Annotated in this window: 18 protein-coding genes; 8 read left to right on the top strand and 10 right to left on the bottom strand. The window is 46.4% G+C overall.

Features of this window, described 5'->3' with window-relative positions; genetic code table 11:
• Positions 1 to 49 precede the first annotated feature (49 nt).
• Entirely contained in the window at positions 50 to 640 is a 591-nt protein-coding gene (locus HRU69_04895) for a LemA family protein (GenBank protein QOI96869.1), read from the top strand.
• Positions 641 to 695: 55 nt separating this feature from the next.
• Here the strand turns inward: HRU69_04895 and infB are convergent, their stop codons facing one another.
• The 3 genes from infB to HRU69_04880 form a co-directional block, all read right to left on the bottom strand.
• The gene (infB, locus tag HRU69_04890; GenBank protein ID QOI96868.1) at positions 696 to 3,311 is read right to left on the bottom strand and encodes a translation initiation factor IF-2; all 2,616 of its coding nucleotides are present in this window, start codon (positions 3,309 to 3,311) and stop codon (positions 696 to 698) included.
• A 67-nt stretch (positions 3,312 to 3,378) separates the two neighbouring features.
• Complete coding sequence (gene nusA / locus HRU69_04885; protein QOI98827.1) at positions 3,379 to 4,620, bottom strand: transcription termination/antitermination protein NusA; 1,242 nt, start codon at positions 4,618 to 4,620, stop codon at positions 3,379 to 3,381.
• A 14-nt stretch (positions 4,621 to 4,634) separates the two neighbouring features.
• Positions 4,635 to 5,099, bottom strand: a complete 465-nt coding sequence (locus HRU69_04880; GenBank protein QOI96867.1) for a ribosome maturation factor RimP — start codon at positions 5,097 to 5,099, stop codon at positions 4,635 to 4,637.
• 118 nt (positions 5,100 to 5,217) lie between these two features.
• Here HRU69_04880 and HRU69_04875 point away from each other — a divergent pair, with 118 nt between their 5' ends.
• On the top strand, positions 5,218 to 6,252 hold the full coding sequence (locus tag HRU69_04875) for a M28 family peptidase (protein ID QOI96866.1): 1,035 nt from the start codon (positions 5,218 to 5,220) through the stop codon (positions 6,250 to 6,252).
• Position 6,253: 1 nt separating this feature from the next.
• Here the strand turns inward: HRU69_04875 and rfbA are convergent, their stop codons facing one another.
• From rfbA to HRU69_04860, 3 genes are read right to left on the bottom strand one after another with little or no spacing between them, the layout of a single operon-like run.
• Positions 6,254 to 7,111, bottom strand: coding sequence for a glucose-1-phosphate thymidylyltransferase RfbA (gene rfbA, locus HRU69_04870; protein ID QOI96865.1), 858 nt, complete (start codon positions 7,109 to 7,111; stop codon positions 6,254 to 6,256).
• A gap of 19 nt (positions 7,112 to 7,130) precedes the next feature.
• Positions 7,131 to 8,183, bottom strand: a complete 1,053-nt coding sequence (gene rfbB / locus HRU69_04865; GenBank protein QOI96864.1) for a dTDP-glucose 4,6-dehydratase — start codon at positions 8,181 to 8,183, stop codon at positions 7,131 to 7,133.
• On the bottom strand, positions 8,184 to 9,497 hold the full coding sequence (locus HRU69_04860) for a UDP-glucose/GDP-mannose dehydrogenase family protein (GenBank protein ID QOI96863.1): 1,314 nt from the start codon (positions 9,495 to 9,497) through the stop codon (positions 8,184 to 8,186). It lies immediately after the preceding gene.
• A 157-nt stretch (positions 9,498 to 9,654) separates the two neighbouring features.
• Here HRU69_04860 and HRU69_04855 point away from each other — a divergent pair, with 157 nt between their 5' ends.
• The 4 genes from HRU69_04855 to raiA all read left to right on the top strand — a co-directional run bounded on the left by HRU69_04855 (position 9,655) and on the right by raiA (position 12,377).
• Complete coding sequence (locus HRU69_04855) at positions 9,655 to 10,806, top strand: acyl-CoA dehydrogenase (protein ID QOI98826.1); 1,152 nt, start codon at positions 9,655 to 9,657, stop codon at positions 10,804 to 10,806.
• A 53-nt stretch (positions 10,807 to 10,859) separates the two neighbouring features.
• Positions 10,860 to 11,054, top strand: a complete 195-nt coding sequence (locus HRU69_04850; GenBank protein QOI96862.1) for a 30S ribosomal protein S21 — start codon at positions 10,860 to 10,862, stop codon at positions 11,052 to 11,054.
• A 106-nt stretch (positions 11,055 to 11,160) separates the two neighbouring features.
• Positions 11,161 to 12,042 (top strand): tyrosine-type recombinase/integrase, encoded by an 882-nt coding sequence (locus HRU69_04845; GenBank protein ID QOI96861.1) that lies wholly within the window; start codon positions 11,161 to 11,163, stop codon positions 12,040 to 12,042.
• 32 nt (positions 12,043 to 12,074) lie between these two features.
• Positions 12,075 to 12,377 carry a ribosome-associated translation inhibitor RaiA gene (gene raiA, locus HRU69_04840; GenBank protein QOI96860.1) on the top strand — a complete coding sequence of 101 codons (303 nt, stop codon included), beginning with the start codon at positions 12,075 to 12,077 and terminating at the stop codon, positions 12,375 to 12,377.
• A 26-nt stretch (positions 12,378 to 12,403) separates the two neighbouring features.
• Here the strand turns inward: raiA and HRU69_04835 are convergent, their stop codons facing one another.
• The 3 genes from HRU69_04835 to HRU69_04825 all read right to left on the bottom strand — a co-directional run bounded on the left by HRU69_04835 (position 12,404) and on the right by HRU69_04825 (position 15,195).
• Positions 12,404 to 13,660, bottom strand: a complete 1,257-nt coding sequence (locus HRU69_04835; GenBank protein QOI96859.1) for a methionine adenosyltransferase — start codon at positions 13,658 to 13,660, stop codon at positions 12,404 to 12,406.
• Positions 13,661 to 13,727: 67 nt separating this feature from the next.
• Complete coding sequence (locus tag HRU69_04830) at positions 13,728 to 14,441, bottom strand: SAM-dependent methyltransferase (GenBank protein ID QOI96858.1); 714 nt, start codon at positions 14,439 to 14,441, stop codon at positions 13,728 to 13,730.
• A complete protein-coding gene (locus HRU69_04825) occupies positions 14,434 to 15,195 on the bottom strand; it encodes an alpha/beta fold hydrolase (protein QOI96857.1) in 762 nt (253 codons plus the stop codon). The genes HRU69_04830 and HRU69_04825 overlap by 8 nt, the downstream gene beginning before the upstream one ends.
• Before the next feature lie 66 nt (positions 15,196 to 15,261).
• Here HRU69_04825 and lysA point away from each other — a divergent pair, with 66 nt between their 5' ends.
• Entirely contained in the window at positions 15,262 to 16,494 is a 1,233-nt protein-coding gene (gene lysA, locus HRU69_04820) for a diaminopimelate decarboxylase (protein ID QOI98825.1), read from the top strand.
• Here lysA and HRU69_04815 read toward each other — a convergent pair.
• Complete coding sequence (locus HRU69_04815) at positions 16,489 to 17,547, bottom strand: PA0069 family radical SAM protein (GenBank protein ID QOI96856.1); 1,059 nt, start codon at positions 17,545 to 17,547, stop codon at positions 16,489 to 16,491. The genes lysA and HRU69_04815 overlap by 6 nt on opposite strands.
• A gap of 112 nt (positions 17,548 to 17,659) precedes the next feature.
• On the opposite strand from HRU69_04815, the gene HRU69_04810 reads away from it, so the two are divergent.
• A complete protein-coding gene (locus tag HRU69_04810) occupies positions 17,660 to 18,535 on the top strand; it encodes a 1-aminocyclopropane-1-carboxylate deaminase/D-cysteine desulfhydrase (GenBank protein ID QOI96855.1) in 876 nt (291 codons plus the stop codon).
• The last annotated feature ends 24 nt before the right edge of the window (positions 18,536 to 18,559 follow it).

The raw sequence follows: 18,559 nt of genomic DNA, 5'->3' as shown, positions 1-18,559 counted from the left end.
AATTGAAAATAATCGCTAATTTTCATTTTATCATCTCAATAACTAAACTATGAACAGAGGTATGTTTACATTATTAGCAATTATCGGAGGGATACTGGCCATTATCATCCTGGGGGGCCTGTTCTTCTTTTTCTGGGGCACCGGTGTGTACGACACCGCAGTAAAACTGCAGGAGGAAACCAACCAGGCCTGGGAAGATGTACAAGCCACTTACCAACGCAGGGCCGACCTGGTGCCCAACCTGGTGGCTACCGTTAAAGGTGCGGCCGAGAATGAACAAACCATTTTGCGCGAAGTAACTCAGGCACGTGCCGGCATTGTTAATGCCAAAACTCCGGAAGAACTCGATCGCGCGGGCCGTCAGATAAATACGGCCATTAACCTGGCCTTTGAGGCCTATCCGCAAATCCGCTCGACTGAGAATTTTCAGGATTTGCAATCGCAATTAGAAGGAACCGAAAACCGCATTAACGTGGCACGCCAACGTTACAACGCAGCGGTTAAAGAATACAACGCCTACATCCGGGGCTACTTTAAAAGCATGGCCTTGTCAACCTTCGGAAAAGGCGAAACCTTTGAAACCCGTAAAGGCTTCCAGGCTGCTCAGGGATCGGAGGTTGCTCCAACTGTAAAGTTTTGATTAGTTCTTTTTGGTTTAATCGTCCTGCGGCTTGAAGTCGTAGGACGATTGCTTATTAAAGCGTTCGCTTCACTTCGCGCATCTCGTAACTTTCTATAACGTCACCTTCTTTGATGTCGTTAAAGTTTTCAATGCCCATACCACAATCGTAGCCCGATTTTACTTCGCTTACGTCATCTTTCATCCGCTTCAGCGAAGCCAGCTTGCCCGCATACACCACAATGCCATCGCGTATGAGGCGGATAGGGTTGGTGCGCTTAATGTATCCATCGGTAACCATGCAGCCGGCAATGGTACCCACTTTTGATATTTTAAAGATGTTGCGCACTTCGGCATTGCCCACAATCACTTCTTCCTGCTCCGGAGCCAGCATGCCTTCCATGGCAGCCTTAATTTCGTTGATGGCATCATAGATGATGGAGTAAAGCCTTATTTCAATCTCTTCATTTTCAGCCAGCCTTCTGGCTGATGAGGACGGCCGCACCTGGAAACCTACAATAATGGCATCGGAAGCCGAAGCCAGCAACACATCCGATTCAGAAATCTGGCCAACACCACGGTGGATGATGGCCACTTGTATCTCCTTGGTAGATAATTTTAACAGCGAATCCGACAACGCTTCTACCGAGCCATCCACATCGCCTTTTACAATAACATTCAGCTGCTTGAAGTTGCCAATGGCCAGGCGTCTCCCGATCTCATCAAGTGTAATGTGCTTTTTGGTTCGGATGCTCTGTTCGCGCAAAATCTGTCCGCGTTTGGCTGCCAGTTCGCGCGCTTCCCTGTCCGACTCCATCACCTGGAATTTCTCACCTGCCTGCGGGGCGCCATCAAGACCAAGCACCTGCACCGGGGTTGAAGGACCCGCCTCTTTTATTTTTGCCCCGGTGTCGTCAAACATGGCCTTTACACGGCCATAATGAGCACCGGCAAGCATAACATCGCCAATATGCAGGGTGCCACTTTGCACCATAACTGTTGCTACATATCCACGGCCTTTATCCAGCGAAGCTTCGATGATTGAACCAACAGCGGGTTTATCAGGATTGGCTTTGAGGTTTAGCAACTCGGCCTCGAGCAAAACTTTCTCAAGCAACTCATCAACCCCCTTGCCCGATTTGGCCGAGATTTCCTGGCACTGGTATTTTCCTCCCCACTCCTCAACCAAAATATTAATCTTCGATAACGATTCCCTGATTTTATCGGGGTTGGCGGTTGGCTTATCAATTTTGTTAATGGCAATTACAATGGGCACACCGGCCACCTGCGCGTGGTTGATGGCCTCCTTTGTTTGCGGCATCACATCATCATCGGCAGCCACAACAATAATGGCAATGTCGGTAAGTTTGGCACCGCGGGCGCGCATAGCGGTAAATGCTTCGTGGCCGGGGGTATCCAAAAAAGCAATCTTGTTACCATTCTTGGTGGTAACATCATACGCTCCGATATGCTGGGTTATACCTCCCGCTTCGGAGGCGGTAACTTTTGTTTTGCGTATGTAATCCAGCAATGAAGTTTTACCGTGGTCAACGTGCCCCATAATGGTAACAATGGGGGCGCGGGGTTTCAGGTTCTCTTCACTCTCAACTTCTTTAACCGGTTCCGTTTCCTCTTCGGTTATAAACTGCACATCATAACCAAATTCATCGGCTATTACGGTTATCGCCTCGGCATCCAACCGTTGGTTAATGGATACGAACATGCCGAGTCCAAGACAGGTGGAGATTACATCGTTTACCGAAACATTCATTAAGGAGGCCAAATCGTTGGCCGAAATAAATTCGGTAACCTTAAGGGTTTTAGAGGCTGCCTGCTCCTGAAGAATTTGTTGTTCCTGTGCTTCTGAAATGGCCTGTCGTTTTTCTCTGCGGTATTTCGAGCCGGCAGTTTTTTTAGAGCCACCACTAAGCTTAGCCAGTGTTGCACGAATCTGTTCCTGAATTTCTTTTTCGGATGGTTCTTCTTTTAAACTGCGCTGAGTAACGGGCTTGCCGCCACGGGGCCTGCCCTGTTCATCGGTAGCCGGGGCAATTCGCTTGCGCGGGCGCTTTCCTTTCTTTGCATCCTCTTTTAAATCGGATGAAGCAACAGGCTGATCTTTCTTCTTGTCCGTTTCAGGTAGGCTTATCCGGTCGAGCACCTTTAAACCCTGAAGTTTATCCGCTTTGGCTTTAATCACTTCCTGCTCGGGCTTCTTAACTTCTTCTTTTTCCTTTTGTGGTGCTGGTTCGGGTTTTTCTTCGGCAGGCTCGGCTTTCTTTTTTTCCAACTCAATCTTGCCCACTACTTTAAAGCCTTCAAGTTTTGGTTTTTCGCGCTCTATCTTTTCAGGTTTTGCTTCTTCTTTAACCTTCAGATCTTTTGAAACCAGGTTTTTAATCAGGATGCTTTCCTCTTCTTCAAGCCGTTTCTTGGCTGCCTCCTTTTCGCGCTCGATGGTAATATTTTCACCATGCTTGGTGCCGATGGTTAATCCGGAGGCCTCCAGTTTTTCAGTTGCTGAATTGGCAAACTCCTTGGACAGGAGAGCAAACTGCTCAGGCGTTAACTTGGTGTTTGGGTTCTCATCGATGGCAAAACCCTTCTTAGCTAAAAACTCAACTACCGTGTGCACGCCCACGTTGAGTTTTCGTGCCGCCATGTTTAGCCTTATCATTTTTTCTTCTGCCATGCTCAAATATTGCCCTTTTTTAAGGACTTTAAAAAGTTACTGCCGCTGCCGACTGGTATTTAACGATTTATTCAAATTCCTTCTTCAGAATCTGCAGTACGCTTTCAACTGTTTCTTCCTCCAGATCGGTTCTTCGAACCAACTCATCTTTATTCAGGTTAAGTACGCTCTTGGCGGTATCCAACCCGATGCGCTTGAGTTCATCAATCACCCAGCCTTCAATTTCATCGGCAAATTCGTCCAAATCTACATCTTCTTCAGTTTGACCATCCAGTTCGCGGAACACATCAATTTCATAGCCTACCAGCCGGCTTGCCAGCTTAATGTTTAGTCCGCCTTTACCGATGGCCAGCGATACCTGATCGGGTTTGAGGTAAACCGAAATACGGCCATTCTCTTTATCAATTTTAATGGATGAAATCTTTGCCGGACTCAGTGCCCGTTGAACATAGAGTTCCAGGTTTTCAGTATAATTGATAACGTCAATGTTTTCATTCTGCAATTCACGAACGATGGCGTGAATACGCGAACCCTTCATACCCACACAGGCGCCTACGGGGTCAATCCGGTCATCGTACGATTCAACGGCAACCTTCGCCCGTTCGCCAGGCTCGCGTACTACTTTTTTAATAGTAATCAGTCCGTCATACACTTCGGGCACCTCTTGTTCAAACAAACGCTCCAAAAACACGGGCGAGGTTCTTGATAAAATAATTTTCGGGTTGCCGTTTACCATCTCCACTTTGTGCACAATGGCCCGTACGCTTTCGCCCTTGCGGTACCGGTCTTTATGAATTTGTTCACTTCGCGGGATGGAGATTTCATTGCCCTCGGCATCAATCAGCAACACTTCTTTGCTCAGCACCTGGTAAACCTCACCGGTTATGATTTCGCCAACTAGGTCTTTGTACTTCTGGAAGAGGATATCCTTTTCCAGGTCTTTAACTTTTTGTATAAGGGTTTGGCGCGCGGTGGTTACTGCCCTGCGGCCGAAGTCTTCCAGGTAAATCTGCTCAGCCACTTCCTCACCCACCTCAAAATCCGGTTCAATCTTGCGTGCCTCCGACAGTGCGATTTTGTCGTGATCCCAGATGTCTTCGGAGTCGTCATCAACTATTTCGCGGAAGCGCCAGATTTCCAGATCGCCCTTATCGGCATTGATAATGATGTCAAAATTATCATCGGTTTCGTACTTCTTTTTAATCATGTTCCGGAAAACATCTTCAAGGATGCGGATCATGGTGGGGCGATCGATGTTTTTCTGTTTCGCAAAATCGGCAAACGACTCAATCAGGTTTGCAGCATTCATTGTTGTCATAGTCATCAATTAAATGAAACCAACACAAACGTTTTTTCTATTTCAGTAAACGGAATAATTATTTCCTTTATCTCCTTTTTTTTGTTGTTTCCGGAAGTCTGGCGAATTGTTATTGATTCATCAGTTACCGCAATCAGCACGCCTTCAACAGCAGAAGCAGCAGTTTTTACACGCACCTTGCGGTTTATGTTTTTGTAATACTGCCGCTTTAGTTGCAGCGGATGATCAAGCCCCGGAGTTGACACTTCCAGCACGTACCGTCCCTCAATCAGGTTCACCTTATCGAGTGATTCAGAAAGCGCCCGGTTTAAGTCGGCACAATCGTCAATGGTAGCACCCTGGTCGCCATCCAGTATCACTAAAACTTTTTTCGGGTTTCTGCGCAGGGAAACGATGACGTCCACAATAAACTGCGAGTTGTCTTTCAGGTATTTTTCGGCCAATTCCCGTATGCTATCCCGTATTTCCATAAAAACCACCAAAACAAAGAGGGGACTGTTCTGTCCCCTCGTCTTGGTTATTCATAAACTTCGATGCAAAAGTATGCGTTTTTTGAATTACTTGCAAAATCATTTGCCTCTTGAAAAAATGTTGCTGCGTAATCGCCTCTATTTAATAGTTTCTTTGAGCGCACTTTTATTGGTGCTTTCGTGTAAAACAGGGCCTGAAAATAAAAATAATGGTACTGGCGAAAAGCCTGTAAAAACCATCCCTGCACCCGCATTCAACTCCGACTCAGCCTATTATTTCATTGAACGGCAAGTGGCTTTCGGGCCACGCATACCCAACACCAATGCACACCGCCAGGCAGGCAATTATTTTGTTGCACTGATGAAACAATACGGAGCTGAGGTTACCGTGCAGGAATTTACCGCCACCACTTATGATCAACAGAAACTTTCTTTACGAAACATCATCGCCTCATATTATCCTGAACGTTCGAAACGGATTTTATTGGCTGCCCATTGGGATACACGCCCGTTTTCAGATAAGGATAACGAAAAGCCACGCGGGTATTTTGACGGGGCCAATGACGGGGCAAGTGGCGTAGGGGTATTACTAGAAATTGCGCGTGCCCTGCATACCGCAGCGCCTCCGTCAGTTGGCGTTGATTTAATACTATTTGATGGTGAAGACTGGGGGTTTGACCAGGCTACAGCCGAAACGCTGTACGGTAAACAAGTGGATTACCCGTTGCCGAAAAATCTTCATTCGTGGTGGTGCCTGGGGTCGCAGTACTGGTCGAAGAACAAACATAAACCAAACTACTCAGCTTACTTTGGCATTTTACTCGATATGGTTGGCGGGCAAAACTCAGTTTTTGTTAAAGAGGGTTATTCCATGGAATATGCACCCGGTATTGTAAATAAAGTATGGTCAACCGCAGCGCGCCTGGGTTATGGAAACATTTTCATTAATAAAACAGAAGGGAGCATTACGGATGATCATGTTTTTGTAAATGAGTTTGCCAAAATTCCGATGATTAACATCATCAGCTACGACCCTGAACTTGGTTTTTTTGGCGACTTTCACCATACCCGCAAGGACAATATGGATTTGATTAGTAAAGAGAAACTGCAGGCTGTTGGCAACACCTTGCTGCACGTGATTTATCAGGAATGATTCAAACAATGCCCTTCAGATACTCGCCATAGCCGCTTTTTTCCAATGGCCTGGCAAGTTCCAGCAACTGTTCGCGATTAATGTAGTTCATGCGGTAAGCCACTTCCTCAATACAACCGATCTTCAGCCCCTGCCGTTGCTCAATAACCTGAACAAATACGGCTGCCTGCATCAATGAATCAAAGGTGCCGGTATCCAGCCAGGCGGTGCCCCGGTTCATTACGGCTACTTTTAATTTACCCTGCTTTAAGTAAATGTTGTTTACTTCGGTTATCTCTAATTCACCGCGTGCGCTGGGCTTTATTGATTTGGCTACCTGCACTACATTATTATCATAAAAATACAAGCCGGGTACAGCGTATTGCGATTTCGGCCTGGCTGGTTTCTCCTCAATGCTTAACGCATTCATAGCGGCATCAAACTCAACAACTCCGTACCGCTCCGGATCATTAACATGGTAAGCAAAAATAATTCCGCCATCAGGGTTGGTGCATGACTGAACCAAGCGGCCGAATCCTGAACCATAAAAAATATTGTCGCCCAGAATCAGCGCCACCGTATCGTTACCGATAAATTGTTCACCAATTATAAAAGCCTGTGCCAAACCTTCCGGTTTTGGTTGCTCTGCATAAGAAAAAGCGCAGCCTAAATGGGTGCCGTCTCCCAGTAACTTTTTAAATAGGGGTAAATCGTGTGGAGTGGATATAATGAGGATTTCGCGAATGCCGGCCATCATCAGCACCGAAAGCGGATAATAGATCATCGGCTTGTCATACAGGGGCATCAGTTGTTTGCTGATGGCCAGCGTTATGGGATGAAGCCGGGTACCCGAACCGCCTGCGAGGATAATGCCCTTCATAATTGTAACTATTTGTTTTTCAACGATTTGAGTACATTTTATCGTAATACTTCAAGTATTCGCCCGATGTAACGTGCGCAAGCCACTCGCTGTTAGCCAGGTACCAGTCCACCGTCAATTCAAGGCCCTTTGCAAAATCGGTCTCCGGTCGCCAGCCTGTTTCGCTGATCACTTTTGAAGGGTCAATGGCGTATCGTAAATCATGCCCCGGTCTGTCCTTGACAAACGTAATCAGGCGGGCAGCCGTGCCGGCTGGTTGATTAAGTTTTTTGTCCATAATCTGGCACAGCAACTTTACCAGATCAATATTCCTCCATTCATTATTGCCCCCGATATTATATACGTGGCCCGGCCGGCCTTTATGAAATATGGCATCAATAGCACGTGCGTGATCCTCCACGTATAACCAGTCACGGATGTTTTCGCCTTTTCCGTAAACAGGTAACGGTTTGCCGTTAAGGATGTTATTAATCATCAGGGGTATCAGTTTCTCAGGAAACTGGTACGGTCCGTAATTGTTGGAACACCGGCTGATAACTGCCGGCAGGCCATAGCTGTTATGAAATGCTATAACAAAATGATCGCTGCCTGCTTTTGATGCCGAATAGGGTGAGCGTGGATCAAGTGCTGTTGTTTCGGTAAAATATCCGTTCTCAATGGATCCATATACTTCATCGGTTGAAATATGGTAAAACAATTTGCCCTGATAACTGCCATGCCAGGCGGTTTGTGCTGCCCGGAGTAAACGAATGGTTCCGATAATGTTCGTTTGAGCAAACTCGTCCGGGTTGTGAATGGATCGATCAACGTGTGACTCGGCCGCCAGGTGAATTACACCATCGATGAGGTAATCATGAAATATCCGGAATATCAGTTCAACATCAAGTATATCACCGCGAACAAACCTATAGTTATCAGCCTGTTCAACATCATGCAGGTTTTCGAGGTTACCGGCATAGGTAAGTTTATCCAGGTTAACAATTTGGTAAGCGGGGTATTTTTTTACAAGCAGGCGCACCACAGCGGAGCCTATAAACCCTGCGCCACCGGTAACAAGTATGCTTCGCTTCACTTATTGAACTATTTTTTTTCGGCCAATACTGAAATAAGTAAACCCAAGTTCACGAATTGTTGCCAGATCATAGAGGTTGCGCCCATCAAAAATAACCTTCTGTTTCATCAGTGTGGCCATTTTATCAAAATCGGGCGTACGGTATTCCGGCCACTCCGTGGCAATTAAAAGGGCATCGGCTCCTTTTAACACATCGTAAGGCTCATCGCCATACTCAACGGAATTACCAATTACACGCTTTACATTTTCCATAGCTTCCGGATCATGAACGTGTACAGTAGCTCCCTTCTTTTTTAGTACATCGATTATGTATAATGCAGGAGCTTCCCGGATATCGTCTGTATGCGGCTTGAAGGACAGCCCCCATAAAGCAATCTTTTTTCCTATTAAACCATCTTTAAAAAACTGTTCCATCATTTCTACAAGTCTCACCTTCTGTCGTTCATTAACCGACATAACTGACTGAAGAATGGAAAAGTCATATCCGGCCTGTTGAGCCGATTTGGCTAACGCCTGCACATCTTTCGGAAAGCAACTGCCACCGTAACCGATGCCGGCAAACAAAAACCGTTTACCAATGCGACTATCGGCACCAATGCCAATACGTACCGCATCAACATCAGCACCCAACCGTTCGCACAGGTTAGCAACTTCGTTCATAAAGGTAATCTTGGTAGCCAGAAAAGCGTTGGCCGCATATTTTGTTAACTCACTGGAACGCTCGTCCATAAAAATAATCGGGTTGCCCTGCCTTGTAAAAGGTGCATACAACTGTTCCATGATTTTTTTTGCCCGCTCTGACCGTGTACCCACTACCACGCGTTCTGGTTTCATAAAATCTTCAACGGCAAGTCCTTCTCGCAAAAATTCAGGGTTGGAGATAACATCAAATTCAACGTTTGCATTTTTTGCAATTCGTTCCCGTACCAAATCAGCAGTACCCACCGGTACGGTACTTTTATTAACAATCACGGTATAATCCGTTAAGAGCGGCCCGAGTTGTTCAGCCACTTTCAACACATACTGTAAATCGGCCGAGCCGTCTTCGCCAGGCGGGGTGGGCAGTGCCAGCATAATCACCTTGGCATCACGAACCCCTTCAGAAAGGCTGGTTGTAAAAAATAGTCTTCCATATTTTATGTTTTTATGGAACAGGCTATCCAATCCGCGCTCAAAGATTGTTAACGTACCCGAGGATAGCTTCCTGACTTTCTCCTCATCAATATCCACACAGGTTACCGTATTGCCTGTTTCGGCAAAGCAGGTGCCCGTTACCAGCCCAACATACCCGGTTCCAACAACGGTTATCTTCATAATCTTTAAAAATGAAGGGCAAAAATAGTGATTTGGCCATGGGGAATAACTCATTGAAGAATTTACAAACTAACATTCGTTTGGTGGTCGTAATATTTTTACCTTCGTAGCCCAAATTAAAATTGGCAAAACCGGTATGGGAGCAATTGCAGAAGAAATGTATAACGGCATTGAATTGGCCGAGAGTGAAAACCAGCGGATGGTAGCACAGATGGTACGCGATTTTGGATCGCGCGAAATCAAACCGAAAATGATGGAATGGGACGAAAGCCAGGAGTTTCCGGTTGATCTTTTTCGGAAAATGGGAACACTCGGCTTAATGGGTGTTTTAGTTCCGGAAGAATACGGAGGTGCCGGTTTCGGCTACCTGGAGTATGTAACTGCTATTGCCGAATTGGCAAAAATTGATGGTTCCATCGGTCTTTCCATGGCAGCCCACAACTCACTTTGTACCAATCACATTTTACAATTTGGTAACGAAGCGCAAAAGGCCAAGTATTTGCCAAAGCTGGCAACAGGCGAATGGATTGGCGCCTGGGGGTTAACCGAACCAAATACAGGCTCGGATGCCGGCAACATGCGTACGGTGGCTGTGAAGGATGGTGATCATTACATAATCAATGGAGCAAAAAATTTTATTACCCATGGCAAATCGGGTAATGTGGCCGTTGTCATTGTAAGAACCGGTTCTGTGGGTGACTCGCATGGCATGACGGCCTTTGTTATTGAAAAAGGTACGCCAGGGTTTTCTGCAGGTAAGAAAGAAAACAAACTGGGTATGCGTGCCTCCGAAACTGCCGAACTCATCTTCACCGACTGCCGGATTCATCAGTCACACATGCTGGGTAAAGAAGGCGAAGGATTTGTGCAAGCCTTGAAAGTTCTTGACGGTGGGCGTATCTCCATTGCTGCCCTTAGTTTAGGCATTGCCCAGGGGGCCTTCGAAGCTGCCCTGAAATACTCTAAAGAGCGCCATCAGTTTAACCGTCCGATTTCCGAATTTCAGGGAATCTCGTTTAAGTTAGCCGATATGGCCACAAAAATTGAAGCCGCCCGCCTGCTTACCTATCGGGCAGCCGAGTTAAAAAACAAAGGTCAAAATGTGAATAAGGAGTCGGCCATGGCCAAACTCTACGCGTCAGAAGTAGCTGTAGAAATTGCCAATGATTGTGTGCAGATTTTTGGTGGCTATGGGTACACCAAGGATTTCCCGGCTGAAAAATACTACCGCGATGCCAAATTATGCACCATTGGCGAGGGCACCTCAGAAATACAGAAGCTGGTTATATCGAGGGCTATTTTGAAGTGATTTTGCAATTTAGCAGGCCATTTCGCTATATTTGCAGCCCTAAAACAAAAGCAATGATTATCGTAAACATTAAGGAAAACGAATCCATTGACAAGGCGCTTAAGCGATTCAAGAAAAAGTTTGAAAAAACCGGCATTCTGAAGGAGTTACGCGCCCGCACGGCATTCGAAAAGCCTTCCGTTCGCAGGCGCAACGAAATTATCCGTGCCGCCTACCGCGAGCGTCAGAAAATGCAGGAAAATCAATAGATTGAAGCGCCCCGCGCTTTCCGCTATTCCCAACCTATACCAATCCCCACCGTTACATAACAGTGGGGATTATTTTTTACCTTGGAGTACCTGAGGGGACCTGTGTATGGTTGAATCATTTTTAAACTATCTGCAATTCGAGAAACGGGTAAGCAAACACACGCTAACAGCCTATCAAACCGACCTCGCACAGTTTACTGAATTTATTAACCTGACTTTTCCGGAGTTTAAGCCTGAGCACGCTGACTATGGTGTCATCCGTTCATGGATAATTCAGGTAGTAGAACAAGGAGCAAAAGCCACCTCGGTAAACCGAAAGATCGCCAGCCTCCGAACATTTTACAAATTTCTGCTACGCGAACAGGTTATTACAAAAAACCCGATGCTCAAAATCAGGGTGCTGAAAACCGAAAAACGGCTGCCTTCTTTTATTCAGGAAAAAGAAATAGCCAGCCTGCTGGATACCGTTCAATTTGAAGACTCGCATGCCGGCTGGCGCGATAAACTTATCCTGGAACTTTTTTATGCAACGGGCATGCGTCTTTCCGAACTCATTACACTCAAGGAGTCGCAGGTTGACCTCCGTAACGGAACCGTTAAGGTACTCGGTAAAAGGAATAAGGAACGGGTTATCCCCTTTCCTGCACCCATTACTCCTCTAATCAAAACGTATCAGCAAATCCGCAATAAAGAAGTAGCCCTAAAAAAGCACGGTTTTCTTTTTGTAACCGATAAAGGTGAGCCTTGCTATCCGATGATGGTTTACCGTATTGTAAAAGAATACCTGGATGCCAATTCAACAGCCGATAAGCGCAGCCCCCACGTGTTGCGCCATACGTATGCAACCCATTTGTTAAATAAAGGAGCGGAAATAAACGCTGTTAAAGATTTGCTCGGCCACAGCAGCCTGGCCGCTACCCAGGTGTATACCCATAATTCAATTGAAAAACTGAAAAAAGCGTACGACCAGGCGCACCCAAAAGCCTGAAACTATTTGTTCAACAATAAATTTCTACGATTATGAAACTGAAAGTGCAATCCATTCATTTCGATGCTGACAAGAAGCTGGTGAACTTTATCCAGAAGAAAGTTGACAAGTTGGAAACCTATTTTGACCGGATGGTGGATGGTGAGGTTTTTCTTCGACTGAACAATGAAGGCGTTGAAAACAAAACCGTAGAAATAAAACTGAATTTGCCCGGCAACCAGTTGTTTGCCGCTGAAAAGGCCCGTTCATTCGAAGCGGCCACCGATCAGGCCACCGAAGCGCTGAAGACACAATTGAAAAAGTTTAAGACTAAAGTAAAGAACGGAAGAGTATAAAATGTAAAGGGCCTTGAGGCCCTTTTTCATTTGAGTTTAAATGCGTGCTTTACCTTCTCTACATAGTCAAGTTTTTCCCAGGGGAAAAGTTCAACGGTAACGCGTTTTTCGTTTTGCTTGCCTTTGTTGAAAATCTTTTCAACTTTTTTTGGTTCCCGGCCCATGTGCCCATAGGCTGCCGTTTCAGAGTAAATCGGTGAACGCAAATTGAATCGCTTTTCGATGAAATACGGACGCATGTCAAAAATCTTTTCAATGCGTTTGGCAATTTCACCGTCACTCAATTTCACTTTGGAAGTTCCGAAAGTATTAACGTAAAGCCCTACGGGTTTCGCTACGCCTATCGCATAGGCCACCTGTACCAGTACCTCATCGCAAACCTCGGCTGCTACCAGGTTTTTGGCAATGTGGCGTGTTGCATAGGCAGCCGAACGATCAACCTTGCTGGGATCTTTACCGGAAAATGCACCACCACCATGGGCACCTTTGCCACCATAGGTATCCACAATAATCTTTCTGCCGGTTAACCCGGTATCACCATGAGGGCCGCCAATAACAAACTTGCCGGTAGGGTTAATGAAATATTTTATCTGACCATTGAAGAGTTTTTGTACGCGGCCCGGTAACTTTTTCATCACCCGCGGCACCAGTATGGTTTTAATATCCTCCTCAATCTTCTTCAGCATGGGGCCGTCTTTATCGAAATCATCATGCTGAGTAGAGACAACAATGGCGTCAATTCGTTGCGGCTTGTTGTCATCGCTGTATTCTATGGTTACCTGCGATTTGGAATCCGGTCGGAGGTACGTCATTTGTTTCCCTTCTCTTCGGATGGCCGCCAATTCGCGCAACAACGAGTGTGCAATTTCAAGCGGAAGCGGCATGTAATTGTCCGTTTCGTTGGTGGCATAGCCAAACATCATACCCTGATCGCCAGCCCCTTGATCTTCTTTTTTCTTCCGTTCCACACCCTGATTAATATCGGGTGATTGCTCGTGGATGGCAGAAAAAATTCCGCACGAGTTCGCTTCAAACATGTATTCGCTTCGGGTATAACCAATCTTTCGGATAACCTCACGGGCAATATCCTGCACATCGAGGTACGCTTCCGACTTAACCTCACCGGCCAGTACCACCTGCCCTGTAGTTACCAACGTTTCGCAGGCCACCTTCGAATTGGGGTCGTAGGCAAGAAAATAGTCAATCAACGCGTCCGAGATCTGGTCAGCTACTTTATCCGGATGACCTTCCGATACAGATTCTGAGGTAAACAAATAAGGCATGTGGGTTAAATTATTTTAAATAAGTCGGCAAATTTAGATGAATGCCCGTAAAACAAAAAAACATTACTCAGCGGGCTAAAAACAGAAAAACAGCCGGAAGTTTAGGCCACTCGGTTTTGTGCTTTTTCCATTCAGAAACCTTCCTGGTTTTGATTGATTCGGCAGGGCCGGTAATGTCAACGGCAACACACAACAACGTATCGCCTGCCAGTGTATGAAGAAACGATTCGAACACCTGGTTGTTCCGGTACGGTGTTTCAATAAAAATCTGCGTAACTCCTTTCTTTCGCGAGTCTTTTTCATAATCGGCAATGGCCTTCTCCCGATCTGCCCGCTGGACAGGCAGGTATCCATGAAAAGAAAACTGCTGGCCGTTGAGGCCGGACCCCATCAGCGCAAGCAACAGGGAAGAGGGCCCCACCAGCGGTACCACCCGAATATTTTTCTGCTGGGCAAACGCCACCGCCAATGCACCGGGGTCAGCCACACCGGGGCAGCCCGATTCGGTAATAATCCCCATGTCGTTGCCATTGATCAGCGGCTTCAGTAAGTTGTTCAATTCAGCCGCATCAGTATCCTTATTGAGTACACTGAATTGCAGCGCTTCCACCGAATCAAAAACCTTCAGGCTGCTAACGAATCTTCGGGCCGTACGGATATCTTCCGCCAGAAAATACTGAATACCCTTTATTACTTGTTTTACTCCGGGAAGGATTACCTCATCTGCTGTTCCTTCTGCGATGACGTTAGGTATAAGGAATAAAGTGCCCGGCTTAGTCATGAAGAAAGTTTAAGACCACTTCAACAAACTCGGCCGGTTTTTCGGCCTGTACCCAGTGGCCGGTGTCCAGTGTTACTAACGTTGAATTCGGAAAAATTTTCTTGATACCGGGCCTGTCCTCATCAAGGATGTAATCGGATTTACTGCCCCTGATAAAGAGTGTCGGCTTTTCGAAAATGTCTTCATGCAATAGTGTCCCGCCTATCGTTTCCAGATTTTTATCAATTACTTCCAGGTTAATGCGCCAGGCAAAGCCACCTTGGGGTTTGCGCATTAAGTTTTTAAGCAAAAACTGTCGCACCGCAGGACTGGCAACGTGTTGCGATAATGCTTCATCGGCTTCATTTCTGGATTGAATGGTATCAATAGGCACAGCTTTAAGTCCTTCAACAATATAATCGTGACGAACTTCGTACGCCTTGGGAGCAATGTCAACCACAATCAGCGCACTCAGTTTATCAGGATAAGCGAGTGCAAAATTCATGGCTGCCTTACCTCCCATGGAGTGCCCCAATATAACTGGGTTATTCAGGTTATGCTGATGGATAAATGCATGGATATCTTCCTGCAATACATGGTAATTGAACTCCTCGCTGTGTGGCGATTGCCCGTGGTTGCGCTGGTCAACTACATACACGTGGTAGTGTTCACCCAACATTTTAGCCTGGGGCAACCAGTTATCCGATGAGCCCATCAGCCCGTGCAGAATGATCAGCGGACGTCCGCTTCCGTACTCCCGGTAAAACAACTCCATCTTCAAAAATAAGCAATCCCGCTGTTCAAGTCGGGTATGGAAAGTATATTTGAACTTTGTACCGGTATGGAATTGAAAGACGGGCACTATGTTATTCAGGATGTACGCGTTGCTACCATTGCTGAGCGGTTTGGTACACCGGTGTATGTTTACGATGCCGGAAAAATCATTCACCAGCTAAAAACCCTTCGCACCGTTTTTTCCAATTCCGATGTGAAGATTAAGTACGCCATCAAGGCGTTGTCCAATCTTTCTGTTTTACGCTTGCTGCAAAAGCACGGAGCCGGTGCCGATGCTGTTTCCATACAGGAAGTTCACCTGGCGTTGAAAGCCGGTTTTTTACCTGCAGAAATTATGTTTTCGCCCAACTGTGCCGACTTCAGCGAAATTGAAGAGGCCGTTAAACTAGGCCTCACCATTAACATTGATAACCTATCGTACCTGAAAAAATTCGGATCGCAATACCGGAGTTCCTATCCCTGCTCCATCCGGTTAAACCCGCACATCCTTGCCGGTGGCAATATTAAAATATCCACAGGTCACAGCGAATCGAAGTTCGGAATCTCCGTGTACCAGCTTCCGCAAATTATGGAGGTAGTAAATCAGTACAACATCCGGGTTAACGGGCTGCACATTCATACCGGCTCTGACATTACCGAAACGGACGTGTTTCTGAAGATGGCCGATATTTTTTTCAGCGTGGCCCGCGATTTTCCCGACCTGAAGTTTATTGATTTTGGCAGCGGTTTTAAAGTGGCCTACAAAGAAGGCGATACCGTTACCAATGTTTTCGACCTGGGCATAAAACTTACTGAGTCGTTCAATGCGTTTTGCAAACAATACGGCCGCAAACTGGAACTGTGGTTTGAGCCCGGAAAATTTATTGTAAGCGAAGCGGGCGTTTTGCTTGCCAAAGTAACGGTTGTAAAAAGTACACCTTCAACAACGTTTGTTGGTGTAAACACAGGACTGAACCACTTGCTGCGCCCCATGATGTACGATGCATACCACCACATTGTAAACATTTCCAATCCGTCTGGAGAACAAAAACTTTACACGGTGGTGGGTTATATATGCGAAACCGATACCCTGGGTGCCGACCGAAAGTTGAATGAGGTTCGCGAAGGGGATATACTGGCCATTAAAAATGCTGGGGCCTACGGGTTTTCAATGGCTTCCAACTACAACTCTCGTCTGCGCCCAGCCGAAGCACTCATAATCAATAACGAGACGAAACTGATACGGGAGGCTGAAGGGTTTGATGATTTGTTAGATGGCCAGATTGATATAAGTCTATAACGTTTCAAACAGGTTAAGACTCCCGCCTCTTCTGAATTTGGTTAAATTAATCGGGGGCATGGTTCTGCCGGCAAGATATTTTTTCTTTGCAGCCCGGTACAACTGGTGAATAGCCGCTGCGATATTCCCTTCACCGCTAATTCTCCTGCCGAACTTTGAATCATTTACGGATCCTCCATGCAGCGAGCATACCTGGTTCCACACTTTAGTAAACCGATCCGGAAAATTTTTTTGCAGCCAGTCCTCAAAAATTTTGCCTATTGCTCCGTTTAATCGAACAACCGTCATGCCGGCAGCGAGTGCACCGTGGTCGGCAGCCGCTTTTATCACGGCAGGGATTTCGTGATGATTCAATCCGGGAATGATGGGTGCATTCATGATCCCTACCGGAACCCCGGCTGCTGCAAGCGCTTCAATGGTTTTCAGTCGCTTCACCGCGCTGGCGGTTCGGGGTTCCATCACTCTTCTTAAGTCTTCATTCAAAGTGGTTATGGAAATGTACACATGCACCAGGTTATCGGAAGCCAGATCTTTTAGTAAATCAAGATCCCGAAGGATAAGGCTGTTTTTCGTAATCATGCCAACCGGATGGCGGTACGTGGCAAAAACGTTCAGCAGCCCGCGGGTAATTTTCAATTTTCGCTCAACGGGCTGGTAGCAATCGGTATTGCCTGAAACACTGATGGGCACCGGTTGCCAGTCTGGTTTCAGCAGAAATTTTTCAAGCAACTGCGGAGCGTTCCGCTTCACCATAATGCGACTCTCGAAATCAATGCCAGCACTAAAGCCGTAATACTCGTGTGTGTTGCGTGCGTAGCAGTACACACATCCGTGCTCACAGCCCTGGTACGGGTTGAGCGACCAGGCCATACCCAAATCCGGACTATTAACCTTATTAACAACGGTTTTTGAATTTTCGAAAAAGAGCTGTGTTTCCGGAGAAGATAGCAAGGGTTCATCCAACCCTTCCACATGCGCAGCAACATAGTGCGCCTTCAAAAACCGGTTTTCGGTTTTTAGCTGTGAGCCACGACCTTTGAAATAGTTTTCCATTTGACCTCACCCCCAAACCCCCTCTCCAACGGAGAGGGGGTTTCCAGGACAAGGTAATGGATGAATAACTCTCCTGAAACGTTTGTGTAATTTGCAAGACACTAGCTGTCAGATGTTGCGCTACACACCCACACCTATTCAGGAAATTCACGATACCATGTTCGACAAAGCAGGAGTGCGTGTTCTGATGAAGCGCGAGGATTTGAACCATCCTTATGTTTCGGGCAACAAATGGTGGAAACTGAAATACAACCTGGCCGAGGCACAGCGCCTGGGAAAGAAAACACTCCTCACTTTTGGGGGCGCTTATTCAAACCACATTTATGCAACGGCCGCTGCGGCAAAGGAGCTGGGGCATGAAAGCATCGGCATCATCCGCGGTGAAGAAACTTTGCCCTTAAACCCAACCTTAACGTTTGCCCGGCTGTGCGGCATGCGCCTGCACTATGTTTCGCGCGAAGCGTACAGGCACAAGCACGAACCTGCATTTATTAATGAACTTCATGACCGGTTTGGCGATTTTTACCTGATACCCGAAGGGGGCACCAACGAACTGGCCGTAAAAGGCGTGGAGGAGTTTGCCCAAACCCTGGGAAATGACTTCGATTACCTTTGCTGCGCGGTGGGCACGGGCGGCACGCTGGCGGGGTTGGTTAGGGGGGTGGGTAAAGAGAAGTGCCTGCTGGGTGTTTCAGTTTTAAAAGGTGGGGATTTTCTTGTTTCGGATATAAAAAAATACTCTTCGATTGAGTATGGAAACTGGAGCGTGTTGACTTCTTATCACCACGGAGGGTATGCTAAGGTCTCCGGGGATCTACGCACATTTATTATGAAAGCTGAAAGAAATTGGCTAGTACTCTTGGATAAGGTGTATACTGCCAAACTATTTTGGGCTGTTGTTGAAGAAATCAAGTCAGGCGCATTTACAAGAGGCTGCACAATTCTTATCTTACATAGTGGAGGACTGCGGTCGAGGCATAAATTATGAAAAGAATACTTTGGCTATTGATTG

It is taken from the genome of Flammeovirgaceae bacterium, assembly GCA_015180985.1.
GTDB lineage: Bacteria > Bacteroidota > Bacteroidia > Cytophagales > Cyclobacteriaceae > UBA2336.
Note: the sequence above shows the minus strand (reverse complement) of the source record. Positions and strands in the feature narration are given on the sequence as shown.

Excerpts from the sequence above, each read along its gene's own strand:
- HRU69_04895 (QOI96869.1), top strand. The coding sequence starts at position 50 with ATGAACAGAGGTATGTTTACATTATTAGCAATTATCGGAGGGATACTG.
- infB (QOI96868.1), bottom strand. The coding sequence starts at position 3,311 with ATGGCAGAAGAAAAAATGATAAGGCTAAACATGGCGGCACGAAAACTC.
- nusA (QOI98827.1), bottom strand. The coding sequence starts at position 4,620 with ATGAATGCTGCAAACCTGATTGAGTCGTTTGCCGATTTTGCGAAACAG.
- HRU69_04880 (QOI96867.1), bottom strand. The coding sequence starts at position 5,099 with ATGGAAATACGGGATAGCATACGGGAATTGGCCGAAAAATACCTGAAA.
- HRU69_04875 (QOI96866.1), top strand. The coding sequence starts at position 5,218 with ATGTTGCTGCGTAATCGCCTCTATTTAATAGTTTCTTTGAGCGCACTT.
- rfbA (QOI96865.1), bottom strand. The coding sequence starts at position 7,111 with ATGAAGGGCATTATCCTCGCAGGCGGTTCGGGTACCCGGCTTCATCCC.
- HRU69_04860 (QOI96863.1), bottom strand. The coding sequence starts at position 9,497 with ATGAAGATAACCGTTGTTGGAACCGGGTATGTTGGGCTGGTAACGGGC.
- HRU69_04855 (QOI98826.1), top strand. The coding sequence starts at position 9,655 with ATGTATAACGGCATTGAATTGGCCGAGAGTGAAAACCAGCGGATGGTA.
- HRU69_04850 (QOI96862.1), top strand. The coding sequence starts at position 10,860 with ATGATTATCGTAAACATTAAGGAAAACGAATCCATTGACAAGGCGCTT.
- HRU69_04845 (QOI96861.1), top strand. The coding sequence starts at position 11,161 with ATGGTTGAATCATTTTTAAACTATCTGCAATTCGAGAAACGGGTAAGC.
- raiA (QOI96860.1), top strand. The coding sequence starts at position 12,075 with ATGAAACTGAAAGTGCAATCCATTCATTTCGATGCTGACAAGAAGCTG.
- HRU69_04835 (QOI96859.1), bottom strand. The coding sequence starts at position 13,660 with ATGCCTTATTTGTTTACCTCAGAATCTGTATCGGAAGGTCATCCGGAT.
- HRU69_04830 (QOI96858.1), bottom strand. The coding sequence starts at position 14,441 with ATGACTAAGCCGGGCACTTTATTCCTTATACCTAACGTCATCGCAGAA.
- HRU69_04825 (QOI96857.1), bottom strand. The coding sequence starts at position 15,195 with ATGGAGTTGTTTTACCGGGAGTACGGAAGCGGACGTCCGCTGATCATT.
- lysA (QOI98825.1), top strand. The coding sequence starts at position 15,262 with ATGGAATTGAAAGACGGGCACTATGTTATTCAGGATGTACGCGTTGCT.
- HRU69_04815 (QOI96856.1), bottom strand. The coding sequence starts at position 17,547 with ATGGAAAACTATTTCAAAGGTCGTGGCTCACAGCTAAAAACCGAAAAC.
- HRU69_04810 (QOI96855.1), top strand. The coding sequence starts at position 17,660 with ATGTTGCGCTACACACCCACACCTATTCAGGAAATTCACGATACCATG.